At 60.3% G+C, this 14,441-nt stretch carries 13 protein-coding genes and 2 tRNA genes; 14 read left to right on the top strand and 1 reads right to left on the bottom strand.

Going from position 1 to position 14,441, the window contains the following annotated elements:
- Window positions 1–59: 59 nt before the first annotated feature.
- From carA to LVS58_RS21345, 4 genes are all read left to right on the top strand, one after another.
- Window positions 60–1,196: a glutamine-hydrolyzing carbamoyl-phosphate synthase small subunit gene (carA, locus tag LVS58_RS21360; protein WP_003249935.1), complete on the top strand. Its 1,137-nt coding sequence runs from the start codon at window positions 60–62 to the stop codon at window positions 1,194–1,196.
- 105 nt (window positions 1,197–1,301) lie between these two features.
- A complete protein-coding gene (gene carB / locus LVS58_RS21355; RefSeq protein WP_003249937.1) occupies window positions 1,302–4,523 on the top strand; it encodes a carbamoyl-phosphate synthase large subunit in 3,222 nt (1,073 codons plus the stop codon).
- Window positions 4,520–5,002, top strand: coding sequence for a transcription elongation factor GreA (greA, locus tag LVS58_RS21350; protein WP_233692700.1), 483 nt, complete (start codon window positions 4,520–4,522; stop codon window positions 5,000–5,002). The genes carB and greA overlap by 4 nt, the downstream gene beginning before the upstream one ends.
- Window positions 4,980–5,429, top strand: a complete 450-nt coding sequence (locus LVS58_RS21345) for an MFS transporter (RefSeq protein ID WP_233692699.1) — start codon at window positions 4,980–4,982, stop codon at window positions 5,427–5,429. Before greA ends, LVS58_RS21345 begins: the two co-directional genes overlap by 23 nt.
- 12 nt (window positions 5,430–5,441) lie before the next feature.
- Here the strand turns inward: LVS58_RS21345 and yhbY are convergent, their stop codons facing one another.
- On the bottom strand, window positions 5,442–5,750 hold the full coding sequence (yhbY, locus tag LVS58_RS21340; RefSeq protein ID WP_003249945.1) for a ribosome assembly RNA-binding protein YhbY: 309 nt from the start codon (window positions 5,748–5,750) through the stop codon (window positions 5,442–5,444).
- Window positions 5,751–5,852: 102 nt separating this feature from the next.
- Between yhbY and rlmE the strand changes: the two genes are divergently transcribed.
- The 10 genes from rlmE to nusA all read left to right on the top strand — a co-directional run bounded on the left by rlmE (window position 5,853) and on the right by nusA (window position 14,441).
- Window positions 5,853–6,476, top strand: a complete 624-nt coding sequence (gene rlmE, locus LVS58_RS21335) for a 23S rRNA (uridine(2552)-2'-O)-methyltransferase RlmE (protein WP_003249947.1) — start codon at window positions 5,853–5,855, stop codon at window positions 6,474–6,476.
- A 206-nt stretch (window positions 6,477–6,682) separates the two neighbouring features.
- The gene (gene ftsH / locus LVS58_RS21330) at window positions 6,683–8,587 is read left to right on the top strand and encodes an ATP-dependent zinc metalloprotease FtsH (RefSeq protein WP_233692698.1); all 1,905 of its coding nucleotides are present in this window, start codon (window positions 6,683–6,685) and stop codon (window positions 8,585–8,587) included.
- An 8-nt stretch (window positions 8,588–8,595) separates the two neighbouring features.
- Complete coding sequence (folP, locus tag LVS58_RS21325; RefSeq protein ID WP_233692697.1) at window positions 8,596–9,447, top strand: dihydropteroate synthase; 852 nt, start codon at window positions 8,596–8,598, stop codon at window positions 9,445–9,447.
- Window positions 9,448–9,463: 16 nt separating this feature from the next.
- Window positions 9,464–10,804: a phosphoglucosamine mutase gene (glmM, locus tag LVS58_RS21320; protein WP_233692696.1), complete on the top strand. Its 1,341-nt coding sequence runs from the start codon at window positions 9,464–9,466 to the stop codon at window positions 10,802–10,804.
- 65 nt (window positions 10,805–10,869) lie between these two features.
- Window positions 10,870–11,625 carry a triose-phosphate isomerase gene (gene tpiA, locus LVS58_RS21315; protein WP_233692695.1) on the top strand — a complete coding sequence of 252 codons (756 nt, stop codon included), beginning with the start codon at window positions 10,870–10,872 and terminating at the stop codon, window positions 11,623–11,625.
- A gap of 4 nt (window positions 11,626–11,629) precedes the next feature.
- Window positions 11,630–12,028, top strand: coding sequence for a preprotein translocase subunit SecG (secG, locus tag LVS58_RS21310; protein WP_233692694.1), 399 nt, complete (start codon window positions 11,630–11,632; stop codon window positions 12,026–12,028).
- Between the two features lie 21 nt (window positions 12,029–12,049).
- A tRNA-Leu gene (locus LVS58_RS21305) sits at window positions 12,050–12,135 on the top strand.
- A gap of 100 nt (window positions 12,136–12,235) precedes the next feature.
- Window positions 12,236–12,312 (top strand) — tRNA-Met (locus LVS58_RS21300).
- Window positions 12,313–12,441: 129 nt separating this feature from the next.
- The gene (gene rimP, locus LVS58_RS21295; protein WP_003249960.1) at window positions 12,442–12,900 is read left to right on the top strand and encodes a ribosome maturation factor RimP; all 459 of its coding nucleotides are present in this window, start codon (window positions 12,442–12,444) and stop codon (window positions 12,898–12,900) included.
- Between the two features lie 59 nt (window positions 12,901–12,959).
- Window positions 12,960–14,441 carry a transcription termination factor NusA gene (gene nusA, locus LVS58_RS21290; protein ID WP_003249963.1) on the top strand — a complete coding sequence of 494 codons (1,482 nt, stop codon included), beginning with the start codon at window positions 12,960–12,962 and terminating at the stop codon, window positions 14,439–14,441.

Genomic DNA, 14,441 nt, shown 5'->3' with positions numbered 1-14,441 from the left:
CACTCCGCTTTTTTGCAACCTGCGATCGCCCTTTCATGCTTGATTTACGGGAGGTCTTCTTGACAAAGCCAGCCATACTCGCCCTTGCCGACGGCAGTATTTTTCGCGGTGAAGCCATCGGTGCCGACGGTCAGACCGTTGGTGAGGTGGTATTCAACACCGCTATGACCGGCTACCAGGAAATCCTTACAGACCCTTCCTACGCGCAGCAAATCGTTACCCTGACCTACCCGCACATCGGCAACACCGGTACTACCCCGGAAGACGCCGAGTCGAACCGCGTCTGGTCCGCTGGCCTGGTCATCCGTGACCTGCCGCTGCTGGCCAGCAACTGGCGTAACACCCAGTCGCTGCCTGAGTACCTCAAGGCCAACAACGTCGTTGCCATTGCCGGCATCGACACCCGTCGCCTGACCCGTATCCTGCGTGAAAAGGGCGCCCAGAACGGCTGCATTCTGGCGGGTGACAACATCAGCGAAGAAGCGGCCATCGCCGCTGCCCGCGGCTTCCCGGGCCTCAAGGGCATGGACCTGGCCAAGGTCGTCTCCACCAAGGAGCGTTACGAGTGGCGCTCCAGTGTGTGGGAGCTGAAAACCGACAGCCACCCGACCATCGACGCTGCCGACCTGCCATACCATGTGGTTGCCTTCGACTATGGCGTCAAGCTGAACATCCTGCGCATGCTGGTGGCCCGCGGCTGCCGCGTGACCGTGGTGCCAGCCCAGACCCCGGCCAGCGAAGTGCTGGCACTCAACCCGGACGGCGTGTTCCTGTCCAACGGCCCTGGTGATCCTGAGCCGTGCGACTACGCGATCCAGGCGATCAAGGAAATCCTCGAAACCGAGATCCCGGTATTCGGCATCTGCCTCGGCCACCAGCTGCTGGCCCTGGCTTCCGGCGCCAAGACCGTGAAAATGGGCCACGGCCACCACGGTGCCAACCACCCGGTCCAGGACCTGGATACCGGTGTGGTCATGATCACCAGCCAGAACCACGGCTTCGCCGTTGACGAGGCGACCCTGCCGGGTAACGTTCGCGCCATTCACAAGTCGCTGTTCGACGGCACCCTGCAGGGTATCGAGCGTACCGACAAGAGCGCGTTCAGCTTCCAGGGCCACCCTGAAGCGAGCCCGGGCCCGACCGACGTCGCGCCTCTGTTCGATCGTTTCACCGATGCCATGGCCAAGCGCCGCTGAGCATCCTGCTTCAAGGCCCCGGGCCGGCACACGCCGCGCCCGGCAGCGCCTGACCCAGATTGTTCAAAGCGGCTTGCCGACTGACCCCGGATTTGAGTGACCACCATGCCAAAACGTACAGACATCAAAAGCATCCTGATTCTCGGCGCTGGCCCGATCGTGATCGGCCAGGCCTGCGAATTCGACTACTCCGGCGCCCAGGCCTGTAAAGCCCTGCGCGAGGAAGGTTTCCGCGTCATCCTGGTGAACTCCAACCCAGCCACCATCATGACCGACCCGGCCATGGCCGACGCCACCTACATCGAGCCGATCAAGTGGCAATCGGTGGCCAAGATCATCGAGAAGGAGCGCCCGGACGCCGTCCTGCCGACCATGGGTGGCCAGACCGCCCTGAACTGCGCCCTGGACCTGGAGCGCCACGGCGTTCTGGAGAAGTTCGGCGTAGAGATGATCGGTGCCAACGCCGACACCATCGACAAGGCCGAAGACCGTTCGCGCTTCGACAAGGCCATGAAGGACATCGGCCTGGAGTGCCCGCGCTCCGGTATCGCCCACAGCATGGAAGAGGCCAATGCGGTCCTCGAGAAGCTTGGCTTCCCGTGCATCATTCGCCCGTCGTTCACCATGGGCGGCACCGGCGGCGGTATCGCTTACAACCGTGAAGAGTTCGAAGAAATCTGCACCCGTGGTCTGGACCTGTCGCCGACCAAAGAGCTGCTGATCGACGAATCGCTGATCGGCTGGAAGGAATACGAGATGGAGGTGGTCCGCGACAAGAAGGACAACTGCATCATCGTCTGCTCGATCGAGAACTTCGACCCGATGGGTGTGCACACCGGTGACTCGATCACTGTTGCCCCGGCACAGACCCTGACCGACAAGGAATACCAGATCATGCGCAACGCCTCGCTGGCGGTGCTGCGTGAAATCGGTGTGGAAACCGGCGGTTCCAACGTCCAGTTCGGCATTTGCCCGAACACCGGCCGTATGGTCGTCATCGAGATGAACCCGCGCGTATCGCGTTCGTCCGCCCTGGCCTCCAAGGCCACCGGCTTCCCGATCGCCAAGATCGCCGCCAAGCTGGCCATTGGTTACACCCTCGACGAGCTGCAGAACGACATCACTGGCGGTCGAACCCCAGCGTCCTTCGAGCCGTCGATCGACTACGTCGTCACCAAGCTGCCACGCTTCGCCTTCGAGAAATTCCCGAAAGCCGACGCCCGCCTGACCACCCAGATGAAATCCGTGGGTGAAGTCATGGCCATCGGCCGTACCTTCCAGGAATCCCTGCAGAAAGCCCTGCGCGGCCTGGAAGTCGGCGCCTGCGGCCTCGACCCGAAAGTCGACCTGGCCAGCCCGGAAGCCGCCAGCATCCTCAAGCGCGAACTGACCGTGCCGGGTGCCGAGCGTATCTGGTACGTCGCCGATGCCATGCGTTCGGGCATGACCTGCGAAGAAATCTTCAATCTGACCGGCATCGACATGTGGTTCCTGGTGCAGATGGAAGACCTGATCAAGGAAGAAGAGAAGGTCAAGACCCTGGCCCTGTCGGCAATCGACAAGGACTACATGCTGCGCCTCAAGCGCAAGGGCTTCTCGGACCAGCGTCTGGCAGTACTGCTGGGTATCACCGACAAGAACCTGCGTCGCCACCGCCACAAGCTGGAAGTGTTCCCGGTGTACAAGCGCGTCGACACCTGCGCCGCCGAGTTCGCCACCGACACCGCCTACCTGTACTCCACCTACGAGGAAGAGTGCGAGGCCAATCCGTCGACCCGCGACAAGATCATGATCCTGGGTGGCGGCCCGAACCGTATCGGCCAAGGTATCGAGTTCGACTACTGCTGCGTACACGCAGCCCTGGCGCTGCGTGACGACGGTTACGAGACCATCATGGTCAACTGCAACCCGGAAACCGTCTCCACCGACTACGACACCTCCGACCGCCTGTACTTCGAGCCGCTGACCCTGGAAGACGTGCTTGAAGTCTGCCGCGTCGAGAAGCCGAAGGGCGTGATCGTTCACTACGGCGGCCAGACCCCGCTGAAGCTGGCCCGCGCCCTGGAAGAAGCTGGCGTGCCGATCATCGGTACCAGCCCTGACGCCATCGACCGCGCCGAAGACCGTGAGCGCTTCCAGCAGATGGTTCAGCGCCTGAACCTGCTGCAGCCGCCAAACGCCACCGTGCGCAGCGAAGAAGAAGCCATCCGTGCTGCAGGCAGCATCGGCTACCCGCTGGTCGTGCGTCCATCCTACGTCCTGGGCGGCCGTGCCATGGAGATCGTCTACGAGCTGGACGAACTCAAGCGCTACCTGCGTGAAGCGGTACAAGTGTCGAACGACAGCCCGGTACTGCTCGACCACTTCCTCAACTGCGCCATCGAGATGGACGTGGATGCGGTGTGCGACGGCACCGACGTGGTCATCGGCGCGATCATGCAGCACATCGAACAGGCCGGCGTACACTCCGGTGACTCGGCGTGCTCGCTGCCACCGTACTCGCTGAGCAAGGAAGTGCAGGACGAAGTCCGCGTTCAGGTCAAGAAAATGGCGCTGGAGCTGGGCGTGGTCGGCCTGATGAACGTGCAGCTGGCCCTGCAGGGCGACAAGATCTACGTGATCGAAGTCAACCCGCGTGCCTCGCGTACCGTACCGTTCGTGTCCAAGTGCATCGGCACTTCCCTGGCGATGATCGCAGCCCGTGTCATGGCGGGTAAAACCCTGAAAGAGCTGGGCTTCACCCAGGAAATCATCCCGAACTTCTACAGCGTGAAGGAAGCCGTCTTCCCGTTCGCCAAGTTCCCAGGGGTTGACCCGATCCTCGGCCCTGAGATGAAATCGACCGGTGAAGTCATGGGCGTCGGTGACAGCTTCGGTGAAGCCTTCGCCAAAGCCCAGATGGGTGCCAGCGAAGTGCTGCCGACGGGCGGTACCGCGTTCATCAGCGTGCGCGACGACGACAAGCCACAAGTGGCCGGCGTTGCCCGCGACCTGATCGCCCTGGGCTTCGAAGTGGTTGCCACTGCCGGCACCGCCAAGGTTATCGAGGCGGCTGGCCTGAAAGTGCGCCGTGTGAACAAAGTGACCGAAGGTCGCCCGCACGTGGTCGACATGATCAAGAACGACGAAGTGTCTCTGATCATCAATACCACCGAAGGTCGCCAGTCGATCGCCGATTCCTACTCGATTCGTCGCAATGCGCTGCAGCACAAGATTTACTGCACCACTACCATTGCGGCTGGTGAAGCCATCTGCGAAGCGCTGAAATTCGGTCCGGAAAAGACCGTTCGTCGCTTGCAGGATCTGCATGCAGGATTGAAAGCATGAGCATTACCAAATACCCGATGACCGTCCAGGGCGCTCGCGCCCTGGAAGAGGAGCACCTGTTCCTGAGCAAGACCGAGCGCCCGCGCCTGAGTCAGGCCATTGGTGAAGCGCGTGAGCTGGGTGACCTCAAGGAAAACGCCGAATACCATGCCGCCCGCGAGGAGCAGGGTATGGTCGAAGCGCGTATCCGTGATATCGAAGGCCGTCTGCAGAATTCAGTGATCATCGATGTGACCACCATCCCTCACACCGGCAAGGTAATTTTCGGTACCACCGTGGTACTGGCCAACACCGAAACTGATGAAGAGGTGACCTACCAGATCGTTGGCGAGGATGAAGCTGACGTGAAGCAGGGCAAGCTGTCGAGCGGCGCCCCCATTGCCCGTGCCATCATCGGCAAGGAAGAAGGTGATACTGTCGTCGTCAAGACGCCTAGTGGCACGGTCGAGTACGAGATTGTCGAAGTCAAGCACATCTGACCGCCGTCTGCGGGCGCCATCCCTCGAGGGGATCCTCTGGCAACTGGCCCAGGTTTTCTGGGTCGGTGGCCTGTGGGTGTTCCATGTAGGGCTGGTGCCCGCGCTCAAGGTCAGTGGCCTGGCCCCGCTGCTGGTGCAGGATATCGCCGGGCAGATCGACCGCTGGTTGATCGGCGTGGCGTTGCTTGGCTTGGTGACCCAGCTGGCAGTGCTGGCGAGGGTGGACGGCCTGGCGGCCTGGTGGCGGCAGTTCCGCGGCCAGATGCTGTTGCTCGGCTTCGGTGCCTGCGTAGGGTATTACACCTTGCGCTACGGTATTTCCGTGGGCGAGCGCTGGCAGATGTTCTGCTTCCTGGTGCTGGGTTTTTCCGGCATCGTGCTGGTGGCCCAGCCGGTACCGGTCAGGGCGCGTTCACCGCGCCACTGATCGGAGTCACCGTTACTTGTAACGGTGGATGTTGGACAGCTGCTTGTTCGGCTGTGGGTTCTTGCGGTAGATCAAGGCTTTCTTGCCGATGGTCTGCACCAGTTCGGCGCGGCCGGCCTTGCACAGCTCGGCGATCGTTTCGGCGCGTTCTTCGCGGTCTTCCGAGCGAATTTCGACCTTGATCAGCTCATGGTCGACCAGTGCGCGCTCCAGTTCGGCGATCACGCCTTCATTCAAACCGTTGCCAGCAACGATCAGGACCGGCTTCAGGTCATGACCAATGGACTTGTATTGCTTCTTCTGCTCGTTATTGAGCGGCATAATCTGACCCTTTCCGTCTGATTCTGTAAAATTGACCGGCATTTTACCCGAGGGCCACCGGCTCCGCCCAGTCAATCACGACGCATATCATCGAGGTGCCCCGTGGTACAACGTTCCAAAAGCAGCGCAAACTGGCTGCGAGAGCATTTCAACGACCCTTTTGTGAAGCAGGCGCAGAAGGATGGGTATCGCTCGCGTGCGAGCTACAAACTGCTGGAGATCCAGGAGAAGGACCGCCTTATCCGTCCAGGCATGAGCGTAATCGACCTCGGCGCTGCCCCTGGTGGCTGGTCCCAGGTGACCAGTCGTCTGATTGGTGGCCAGGGTCGCCTGATCGCTTCCGACATCCTGGAAATGGACTCGATCGCCGATGTGACCTTCATTCAAGGTGACTTCACCCACGACGAAGTGCTGCAACGCATTCTCGAAGCGGTGGGCGATTCGCATGTAGACCTTGTGATTTCCGACATGGCCCCCAATATGAGTGGTACGCCCGCGGTGGACATTCCGCGTGCCATGTTCCTCTGCGAGTTGGCCCTCGATCTGGCGACCCGTGTGCTCAAGCCCGGGGGCGACTTCCTGATCAAGATTTTCCAGGGCGAAGGTTTTGACGTGTACCTGAAGGATGTGCGCAGCAAGTTCGACAAGGTGCAAATGCGCAAACCATCGTCGTCACGGGACCGTTCCCGAGAGCAATACCTGTTGGGCAGGGGCTTCAAAGGGTAATGAAAGGTGTGAAGCGGGGTGGTCGATAGTTAATTCCAATCGGCCACTGCGTCAGGATCGTCCGAACTTCGTGTAGTCTAGCTTTCACAAAGGGTTACAGACGGTGCCTGCGGCTGCGTAGGTAATGTAGTAAGTTAGGGCGATGAATATCATGCGAGGCACGGCTGCGTCGTGCGCCGGCCTCAGAGGGTAGCTAATTGAACGACATGGCAAAGAATCTGATCCTGTGGTTGATCATCGCCGCTGTCCTGGTGACAGTGATGAACAACTTCTCCAGCCCTAACGAGCCGCAGACCCTCAACTACTCCGACTTCATCCAGCAGGTCAAGGATGGCAAGGTCGAGCGTGTGACCGTCGATGGCTACATCATTACTGGCAAGCGCACCGATGGCGACAACTTCAAGACTGTGCGCCCGGCCATCACCGACAATGGCCTGATCGGCGATCTGGTCGACAACCACGTGGTCGTCGAAGGCAAGCAGCCTGAGCAACAGAGCATCTGGACGCAGTTGCTGGTGGCGAGCTTCCCGATCCTGGTGATCATTGCCGTGTTCATGTTCTTCATGCGCCAGATGCAAGGTGGAGCAGGCGGCAAGGGCGGGCCGATGAGCTTCGGCAAGAGCAAGGCACGCCTGCTGTCCGAAGACCAGGTCAAGACCACACTGGCTGACGTTGCCGGCTGCGACGAGGCCAAGGAAGAGGTTGGCGAGTTGGTCGAGTTCCTGCGCGATCCGGGCAAGTTCCAGCGCCTGGGCGGCCGTATCCCGCGCGGTGTGCTGATGGTTGGCCCACCCGGTACCGGTAAGACCCTGCTGGCCAAGGCCATTGCGGGCGAAGCGAAAGTACCGTTCTTCACCATTTCCGGTTCGGACTTCGTGGAAATGTTCGTGGGTGTCGGTGCCAGCCGTGTGCGCGACATGTTCGAGCAGGCCAAGAAGCACGCCCCATGCATCATCTTCATCGACGAAATCGACGCCGTTGGTCGCCATCGTGGCGCCGGCATGGGCGGCGGTCACGACGAGCGTGAACAAACCCTGAACCAGTTGCTGGTGGAGATGGACGGCTTCGAGATGAACGATGGCATCATTGTCATCGCCGCCACCAACCGTCCTGATGTGCTCGACCCGGCGCTGCTGCGCCCCGGCCGCTTCGACCGCCAGGTGGTGGTTGGCCTGCCGGACATTCGTGGCCGCGAGCAGATCCTCAAGGTGCACATGCGCAAGGTGCCGATCGGCGACAACGTCAACCCCGCGGTCATTGCGCGTGGTACCCCAGGCTTCTCCGGCGCCGACCTGGCCAACCTGGTCAACGAGGCTTCGCTGTTTGCCGCGCGTTCCAACAAGCGCCTGGTCGAAATGAAAGAGTTCGAGCTGGCCAAGGACAAGATCATGATGGGCGCCGAGCGCAAGACCATGGTCATGTCCGAAAAGGAAAAGAGAAACACCGCCTATCACGAGGCTGGCCACGCCATTGTCGGTCGCCTGGTGCCTGAGCACGACCCGGTCTACAAGGTTTCGATCATCCCGCGTGGTCGTGCCTTGGGTGTGACCATGTTCCTGCCGGAAGAAGACCGCTACAGCCTCTCCAAGCGTGCGCTGATCAGCCAGATCTGCTCGCTGTATGGCGGCCGTATCGCCGAGGAGATGACCTTGGGCTTCGATGGCGTGACCACCGGCGCGTCCAACGACATCATGCGGGCCAGCCAGATCGCTCGTAACATGGTGACCAAATGGGGCCTGTCCGAGAAACTCGGCCCGCTGATGTATGCAGAGGAAGAGGGCGAGGTGTTCCTCGGCCGCAGTGCCGGTAGCCAGCATGCTAGCGTGTCTGGCGAGACTGCCAAATTGATCGACTCCGAGGTGCGCAGCATCATCGATCAGTGCTATGCCACTGCCAAGCAGTTGCTGATCGAGAACCGTGACAAGCTCGAGGCCATGACCGAAGCGCTGATGAAGTATGAGACCATCGATGCCGATCAGATTGACGACATCATGGCTGGGCGCACCCCGCGTGAGCCGCGTGATTGGGACGATGACAAACACTCGGGCACGCCTGCGGCCCAGGATGAGCGTCCGGAATCGCCAATCGGCGGCCCAGCGGCAGAACACTAAGGGCATCTATGAGCTCAGTGCAGTACCCCACCCGGTTGCCTTGCGGCAGCCGGGTTCTTGATTTGTCACATACCCATGTCATGGGTATTCTCAATATCACCCCCGATTCCTTCTCCGATGGCGGTCGTTTCAGTCAGCGTGACGAGGCCCTGCGCCATGCCGAAGCGATGGTTGCCGCTGGCGCAACGCTGATCGACATTGGTGGCGAGTCCACGCGCCCGGGTGCACGTGCAGTGTCGGTGACCGAAGAGCTGGAGCGTGTGGCGCCAATGGTCGAGGCCATCAACAGTCGCCTCGACGTGGTCATTTCGGTCGATACCTCCACACCTGCGGTCATGCGTGAAGCCGCACGCCTGGGTGCCGGGCTGATCAACGACGTGCGCGCCCTGGAGCGCGATGGCGCCCTGGACGCGGCGGCGGATACCGGTCTGCCGGTGTGCCTCATGCACATGCGTGGCGAGCCAGGTAACATGCAGGACGATCCGCAGTACCAGGACGTGACCGCTGACGTCACCCGTTATCTGGAACAGCGGATGGCCGCCTGCGCAGCAGCGGGCATCGGCGCTGACAGAATCATCCTTGACCCGGGCTTCGGTTTCGCCAAGACACTGGCGCACAATCTGAGCCTGTTCAAGCACATGGAAGCGCTCTATCGCCTGGGGCGCCCACTGCTGGTGGGCGTTTCACGAAAGAGCATGATCGGCCTGACGCTGGAACGTCCGGTCGGCGAGCGCTTGTACGGCAGCCTTGCGCTGGCGGCGTTGGCCATGACCAAGGGAGCGAGCATCCTGCGTGTACATGACGTGGCCGAAACCGTTGATGTAGTGCGCATGATCGCTGCGGTGCAAAACGCCGAATAAGAACATTGGAGTCCCTATGAGCAGAAAATACTTTGGTACCGACGGCATTCGTGGCCGCGTCGGCGAATACCCGATCACGCCTGACTTCATGCTGAAGCTTGGCTGGGCGGCCGGCATGGCCTTCCGCAAGCAAGGCCATTGCCGCGTGCTGGTGGGCAAGGACACGCGTATCTCCGGCTACATGTTCGAGTCCGCACTCGAGGCCGGCCTGTCCGCGGCAGGTGCCGATGTGATGCTGCTCGGGCCGATGCCGACACCGGCCATCGCTTACCTCACGCGTACCTTCCACGCCGAAGCCGGCATCGTCATCAGTGCCTCGCACAATCCGCACGATGACAACGGCATCAAGTTCTTCTCGGGCCAGGGCACCAAGCTGCCGGACGAGGTCGAGCTGATGATCGAAGAGCTGCTCGACCAACCGATGACCGTTGTCGAGTCGGGCAAGTTGGGCAAGGTTTCGCGTATCAACGATGCCGCCGGCCGCTACATCGAATTCTGCAAGAGCAGCGTGCCCAGCAGCACCAGCTTCGATGGCCTCAAGCTGGTGGTCGACTGCGCCCACGGTGCTACCTACAAGGTTGCGCCCAGCGTATTCCGTGAGCTGGGTGCCGACGTGACCGTGCTGCATGCGCAACCGGACGGCCTGAACATCAACGAAGGTTGCGGCTCGACTCACATCGAATCGCTGCAGGCCGCTGTGCTGGTCGGGCATGCCGATCTCGGCATTGCCTTTGACGGTGACGGCGATCGCGTGCTGATGGTTGACCACACGGGCGCCATCGTCGACGGTGACGAGCTGCTGTTCATCATTGCTCGCGACCTGCAGGAGCAGGGCAAGCTGCAAGGCGGGGTGGTCGGTACGCTGATGAGTAACCTGGGCCTGGAGTTGGCGCTCAAGGACCTGGATATCCCGTTTGTGCGGGCCAAGGTCGGCGACCGTTACGTCATGGCCGAGCTGTTGGAGCGTGAATGGCTGGTCGGCGGTGAAAACTCCGGTCACGTCGTGTGCTGCAACCACACCACCACCGGCGACGCGATCATTGCCGCGCTGCAGGTGCTGATGGCGCTCAAGCGCCGCGGCGAAACCCTGGCCCAGGCCCGTCAGGCCCTGCGCAAGTGCCCGCAGGTGCTGATCAATGTGCGCTTTGGCGCCAGCAAGGTCGACCCGCTGGAGCACCCCGCCGTCAAGGAAGCCAGTGCCAAGGTTACCGATGCGCTGGCGGGGCGTGGTCGGGTGCTGTTGCGCAAGTCCGGTACCGAGCCGCTGGTGCGGGTCATGGTTGAGGGCGAAGACGAAAGCCAGGTGCGGGCCCATGCTGAAGCACTGGCCAAACTGGTCAGCGAAGTTTGTGTCTGAAGGCGCTTGCCAGCGCAGATCTGGTTGGGTAAGATCTGCGCCCACTTTGACCGACGAGGTAAAGCATGCGTCGCCCTATGGTAGCTGGTAACTGGAAAATGCACGGTACCCGCGCTAGCGTCGCTGAGCTGACCAAAGGCTTGAGCAATCTCGCCTTGCCGAGCGGAGTGGAAGTCGCCGTATTTCCACCGGCCTTGTTCATCAATCAGGTAATTGATGGCCTGGCAGGTAAAGAAATTACTGTCGGCGCACAGAATTCTGCTGTACAACCCGAACAGGGTGCGCTGACCGGGGAAGTTGCTCCCGAGCAGCTGGTTGAAGCAGGTTGCAAGTTGGTGTTGATTGGCCATTCGGAGCGCCGCCAGATTATTGGTGAAACCGACGAAGTGCTCAATCGCAAGTTTGCAGCGGCCCAGGCCAAAGGCTTGAAGCCAGTGCTTTGCATAGGGGAAACCCTTGAAGAGCGCGAGGCAGGCAAAACGCTCGAAGTTGTCGGGCGTCAACTAAGCAGTATCATCGAAGCATTCGGTGTTAGGGCTTTTGCCAATGCAGTAATTGCCTATGAGCCTGTATGGGCCATCGGTACAGGCCTTACGGCCACGCCACAGCAGGCCCAGGATGTGCACGCCGCCATCCGCGGCCAGTTGGCGGCAGAAGATGCTGAAGTGGCTGCGAAGGTGCAGCTGCTATACGGCGGCAGCGTGAAGGCGGCCAATGCGGCCGAACTGTTCGGCATGCCGGATATCGATGGGGGGCTCATTGGTGGGGCTTCCCTGAACGCAGACGAATTCGGTGCAATTTGTCGCGCCGCAGGAAACTGAACAAATGCTGGAAACAGTCATCGTTGTTTTTCATCTGTTGGCAGCGCTGTCACTTGTAGTGCTGGTTCTGTTGCAACAGGGTAAAGGTGCTGAAGCAGGTGCATCTTTCGGCGCGGGGGCTTCAAATACCGTGTTCGGGAGCCAGGGCTCTGCAACGTTCCTAAGTAAATTAACTGCTATACTCGCTGCCACTTTCTTTTTGACAGCACTTGGGTTAGGATACTTCGCGAAGCAACAAGCTCACCAGCTTAGCCAAGCAGGTCTTCCAGATCCAGCAGTGCTAGAAGTGAAAGAGCCGCAAAAACCGGCAGTTAATGATGATGTACCGGTGCTCCAGGAGCAGAAGAGCGAAGCCACTCCTAATACGGGTGATGTACCTCCTCCGGCTCAAGAGCAGAAGTAACGGGTTTCAAGTAGTAGTATTGCCGAGGTGGTGGAATTGGTAGACACGCAACCTTGAGGTGGTTGTGCCCATAGGGTGTAGGGGTTCGAGTCCCCTTCTCGGTACCAATTAAAGCTTGAGAGCCCGCTTTAGCGGGCTTTCTTGTAGGTGAATGTTTGGATTTGACCCTCAACAGGGTTCGGTCTTATACTTTTGCCCCAGCTTTGTCGCGGGGTGGAGCAGCTTGGTAGCTCGTCGGGCTCATAACCCGAAGGTCGTTGGTTCAAATCCAGCCCCCGCAACCAGCTTCAGCGGAGCCCCTTTTCAGGGGCTTTTTGCTAACCGAACAGTTTCGGCGTCGTTGTCCAACGGCGCTTTCAGGGATGGGCGCTTCGCCCATTTTTTATTTGCACAGCATGCACGAGGGGGTTCAGGTGTCGAGCAAGCTAGAACAGTTGCAGGCCTTGTTGGCCCCGGTTGTCGAGGGTCTGGGCTATCAGTGCTGGGGGATCGAATACGTTTCCCAGGGTAAGCATTCGGTACTGCGCATCTACATCGACAAGGAAGGCGGTATTCTGGTGGACGACTGCGAAGCAGTCAGCCGTCAGGCCAGCGCAATCCTCGATGTGGAAGATCCAATCAGCAGTGAGTACACCCTTGAGGTGTCTTCTCCAGGCATGGATCGCCCACTGTTCACGCTGGAACAGTTTGCCTCGCATGCCGGCGAACAAGTGAAGATCAAGCTGCGCTCACCCTTTGAGGGTCGTCGTAACTTCCAGGGCCTTCTCCGCGGTGTGGAGGAGCAGGATGTGGTGGTCCAGGTGGACAACCAGGAGTTCCTGTTACCGATCGACTCGATCGACAAGGCCAATATTATTCCCAGTTTTGACTGAGACGTGCCGGGCCCGGCGGACTATCCGGGCCCAATGGCTTGCGCAAGGCGAGGCGTACGATGAGCAAAGAAGTACTGCTGGTTGTTGAATCGGTATCCAACGAAAAAGGTGTACCGCCCGGCGTCATTTTCGAAGCGCTGGAAGTGGCCCTGGCCACTGCAACCAAAAAACGTTTTGAAGACGAAGTCGACCTACGTGTGGAAATCAACCGCCACACCGGTAGCTACGAGACCTTCCGTCGTTGGACCGTGGTCGACGAAGCCGATCTTGATGATCCGGCGATCGAGACCTGGCTGGACAAGATCAAGGACACCCACCCTGAAGCCAAGGTCGGTGACGTGATCGAAGAGAAGATCGAGTCCATCGAGTTCGGTCGTATTGCCGCCCAGACCGCCAAGCAGGTCATCGTGCAGAAGGTCCGTGAGGCCGAGCGTGCCCAGGTGGTTGATGCCTACCGTGAGCGCGTTGGCGAGATCATCTCCGGTACCGTGAAAAAGGTTACCCGCGACAACGTCATCGTTGACCTGGGCAACAACGCCGAGGCCTTGCTGGCTCGCGAAGACATCATTCCGCGCGAAACTTTCCGTGTTGGCGTGCGCCTGCGTGCGCTGCTCAAGGAAATTCGCACCGAAAACCGTGGCCCACAGCTGATCCTGTCGCGCACCGCGCCGCAGATGCTGATCGAGCTTTTCCGCATTGAAGTGCCGGAAATTGCCGAGGGCCTCATCGAAGTCATGGCTGCTTCCCGTGACCCGGGTTCGCGAGCCAAGATTGCCGTCCGCTCCAAGGACAAGCGTATCGATCCGCAAGGTGCCTGTATCGGCATGCGTGGTTCGCGCGTCCAGGCCGTATCCGGGGAGTTGGGTGGTGAGCGTGTGGATATCGTCCTGTGGGACGATAACCCGGCGCAGTTTGTCATCAACGCCATGTCGCCGGCTGAAGTCGCGGCGATCATCGTTGATGAAGATGCCCATGCCATGGACATCGCCGTCGCCGAGGACAACCTGGCCCAGGCCATTGGCCGTGGCGGTCAGAACGTTCGCCTGGCCAGTCAGTTGACCGGCTGGACCCTGAACGTGATGACCGAGAAGGACATCCAGGCCAAGCAACAGGCCGAAACCGGTGACATCCTGCGCAATTTCATCGAGGAACTGGAAGTCGACGAGGAGCTGGCCCAAGTGCTGGTCGACGAAGGCTTCACCAGCCTCGAAGAAATTGCCTACGTACCGTTGGAAGAAATGCTCAACATCGATGGCTTTGACGAAGATATCGTCAATGAGCTCCGCGCTCGAGCCAAGGACCGTTTGTTGACCAAGGCCATCGCTACCGAAGAAAAACTGGCAGACGCCCACCCGGCCGAAGACCTGCTCTCCCTTGAGGGCATGGACAAAGACCTGGCGGCTGAACTGGCGGTGCGCGGCGTGGTTAACCGCGAAGACCTGGCCGAGCAGTCGATCGACGATCTGCTCGACATCGACGGCATCGACGAAGAGCGTGCCGGCAAGTTGATCATGGCCGCCCGAGCCCACTGGTTCGAGTAA

The organism is Pseudomonas sp. JR33AA (assembly GCF_021378985.1).
GTDB lineage: Bacteria > Pseudomonadota > Gammaproteobacteria > Pseudomonadales > Pseudomonadaceae > Aquipseudomonas > Aquipseudomonas alloputida.
Note: the sequence above shows the minus strand (reverse complement) of the source record. Positions and strands in the feature narration are given on the sequence as shown.

What these genes read in the sequence shown, in the direction of transcription:
- carB (WP_003249937.1), top strand. Translation starts at nt 1,302, where the DNA reads ATGCCAAAACGTACAGACATCAAAAGCATCCTGATTCTCGGCGCTGGC.
- greA (WP_233692700.1), top strand. Translation starts at nt 4,520, where the DNA reads ATGAGCATTACCAAATACCCGATGACCGTCCAGGGCGCTCGCGCCCTG.
- folP (WP_233692697.1), top strand. Translation starts at nt 8,596, where the DNA reads ATGAGCTCAGTGCAGTACCCCACCCGGTTGCCTTGCGGCAGCCGGGTT.
- yhbY (WP_003249945.1), bottom strand. Translation starts at nt 5,750, where the DNA reads ATGCCGCTCAATAACGAGCAGAAGAAGCAATACAAGTCCATTGGTCAT.
- nusA (WP_003249963.1), top strand. Translation starts at nt 12,960, where the DNA reads ATGAGCAAAGAAGTACTGCTGGTTGTTGAATCGGTATCCAACGAAAAA.
- tpiA (WP_233692695.1), top strand. Translation starts at nt 10,870, where the DNA reads ATGCGTCGCCCTATGGTAGCTGGTAACTGGAAAATGCACGGTACCCGC.
- glmM (WP_233692696.1), top strand. Translation starts at nt 9,464, where the DNA reads ATGAGCAGAAAATACTTTGGTACCGACGGCATTCGTGGCCGCGTCGGC.
- secG (WP_233692694.1), top strand. Translation starts at nt 11,630, where the DNA reads ATGCTGGAAACAGTCATCGTTGTTTTTCATCTGTTGGCAGCGCTGTCA.
- ftsH (WP_233692698.1), top strand. Translation starts at nt 6,683, where the DNA reads ATGGCAAAGAATCTGATCCTGTGGTTGATCATCGCCGCTGTCCTGGTG.